Origin of the sequence: Aeromonas cavernicola, assembly GCF_002795305.1 — a bacterium.
GTDB classification, from domain to species: Bacteria; Pseudomonadota; Gammaproteobacteria; order Enterobacterales; family Aeromonadaceae; genus Aeromonas; species Aeromonas cavernicola.
In genome coordinates, this window is record NZ_PGGC01000028.1 from 1 (window position 1) to 2,145 (window position 2,145).

Annotated in this window: 4 protein-coding genes and 1 pseudogene; 2 read left to right on the top strand and 3 right to left on the bottom strand. The window is 53.7% G+C overall.

Annotated features, from left to right (window positions below):
• Positions 1 to 62 precede the first annotated feature (62 nt).
• Together CUC53_RS03535 and CUC53_RS03540 are read right to left on the bottom strand one after the other, a co-directional pair.
• Positions 63 to 620: pseudogene (locus tag CUC53_RS03535) on the bottom strand (DUF4158 domain-containing protein).
• 2 nt (positions 621 to 622) lie between these two features.
• Complete coding sequence (locus CUC53_RS03540) at positions 623 to 1,183, bottom strand: recombinase family protein (protein ID WP_100292878.1); 561 nt, start codon at positions 1,181 to 1,183, stop codon at positions 623 to 625.
• A gap of 223 nt (positions 1,184 to 1,406) precedes the next feature.
• Here CUC53_RS03540 and CUC53_RS03545 point away from each other — a divergent pair, with 223 nt between their 5' ends.
• Positions 1,407 to 1,676, top strand: coding sequence for a CopG family ribbon-helix-helix protein (locus CUC53_RS03545; RefSeq protein ID WP_201796711.1), 270 nt, complete (start codon positions 1,407 to 1,409; stop codon positions 1,674 to 1,676).
• Positions 1,676 to 1,951, top strand: a complete 276-nt coding sequence (locus tag CUC53_RS03550) for a type II toxin-antitoxin system RelE/ParE family toxin (protein WP_042468953.1) — start codon at positions 1,676 to 1,678, stop codon at positions 1,949 to 1,951. Before CUC53_RS03545 ends, CUC53_RS03550 begins: the two co-directional genes overlap by 1 nt.
• 27 nt (positions 1,952 to 1,978) lie before the next feature.
• On the opposite strand, the gene CUC53_RS03555 is transcribed toward CUC53_RS03550, so the two are convergent.
• Positions 1,979 to 2,145: IS1 family transposase (locus tag CUC53_RS03555; protein WP_236757858.1), on the bottom strand; the 167-nt coding region annotated here is incomplete at its 5' end.

Consider the following 2,145-nt stretch of genomic DNA (forward strand, 5'->3'; position numbering starts at 1 on the left):
GTAACAACCTGACGCTCAGCACGCGCATCAAGCGATTGGCGCCTTTATAGAAAGGCACCATTTCAACTGATTGGCGGCATTACCCGTTTGGCATTGCTGAACAGCACTCCCATAAAACGGTCGTGCAGGTCGATGATTTCATCGATCTGCGTGGCACTTGTGTCGAGGATCACCACGACCAGGGTTGCATAGCGCCGGTTAGGCTCCAGATCACACAGGTGCTGGGCCAGATCCGCAAGCTTGTGACCGAAGTGCCGATAGTCGGCAGCAGAGAATGGTGCCAAGCTCAGCCACGCCTGCAACTCCAATAAATGCTCGCGCCGTGTTTCCTGTCGCTGCGCGTACAGTGACCAGACGTCAGGCTCAATACGTAACTGACAATCTACAATGTTCAGCAGGGGTTTGGGAGGCTAAGCGTTAGTCGGCAAGGCAAACCCGGGATAGCGCAGGTAACACAACTGTACCGCGAAGCCGAGCCGGTTATGGCTGCCACGCCGCTGTCGGATCACCGCCAAGTCTGCTTCGGTGAAGGTGTAATGCTGGATCAGTTCGTTGTCGGTAGTCGGGAAAGCGAGCAGGTCACTACGCTCGGCAGGGGTAAGCAAATTGCGACGAGGCATGGTCAGTCATCCATTCTTAGATACTGGTACAGCGTTTCGCGGCTGATGCCGAACTCGCGAGCAAGCTGCGCTTTTTTTTCGCCAGTGACGACACGACGACGCAGCTCGGCTACCTGCTCTGGGTCGAGCGCCTTCTTGCGGCCCCGATAGGCCCCACGCTGTTTGGCGAGCACGATACCCTCACGCTGCCGTTCGCGGATCAGGGCTCGTTCAAACTCTGCGAATGCCCCCATCACTGACAGCATGAGGTTCGCCATCGGCGAGTCTTCACCAGTGAAGATCAGGTGCTCTTTGACGAACTCAATGCACACCTTGCGCTGGGTGAGTCCCTGTACCAGTCGACGTAGATCATCTAGGTTACGCGCAAGGCGATCCATGCTGTGTACCACGACAGTGTCACCTTCGCGTACAAAGGAGAGCAGCGCGTCAAGCTGAGGGCGTTGCGTATCCTTCCCCGATGCTTTGTCGGTGAAAATCTTGCCCACCTGTATATGTTCCAGTTGCCGTTCTGGATTCTGCTCGAAGCTACTTACGCGGACGTAACCGATACGTTGTCCCTGCAAGAGACCTCCTGAACTTAAAAGTGTCAGGAAGAAATCTACAACCCTACACTGAAAGTGTCAATAAATTGTTTTTTTGGTTTTATTCTGACACTTTTAGTGGTTCAACCTGACATCAGGATAGGGTATAGCCCAAATTGACACCTTCTTGCGTGATTTTAAATAAATCACTATGATTAACTTTGAATCATGCCAAATAATTTGGAGTCAGTGAATGAAGAGCAACATGACACAAGCAACAACCAAGGTGCTGACTGCACACGTACCACTACCGATGGCCGATAAAGTTGACCAGATGGCTGCCCGCCTTGAACGCTCACGGGGCTGGATCATGAAGCAGGCTCTTTCAGTATGGATCGCCCAGGAAGAGGAGCGTGACCGACTAACCCAAGAGGCGCTGGCAGACGTGGATGCGGGTCGAGTTATCGATCACCTAGCGGTGCAGGCTTGGGCTGACAGCCTCAGCACTGACCAGCCGCTGTCGGTGCCGCGTTGATGGAACTGAAATGGACCAGCAAGGCGCTTTCTGATTTGGCGCGCCTGTATGAATTTCTGGCTCTGGCTAACAAGCCCGCAGCGGCTCGGGCGGTGCAGGCACTGACACAAGCCCCGACCATTCTGCTAACCAACCCGCGGATTGGAGAGCAACTGTTCCAGTTTGAGCCACGTGAGGTTAGGAGGATTTTGGTTGGGGAGTACGAGGTTCGTTACGAGATCCTTGATTCGATCATCTACGTCCTGCGGCTGTGGCATACCCGAGAAAATCGTTGAGATAGCAGGGGCGGGTAATGCCGCCAATCAGTTGAAATGGTGCCTTTCTATAAAGGCGCCAATCACTTTCTCGTGGAGCTCAATGGAACGAGAGAAGCAGATGGTCTTGCGAGCCAATCGCTTGATGCGCGTGCTGAGCGTCAGGTTGTTACGCTCGATACGCTGGGTGAATATATTCCCAGTCAGATGCATCT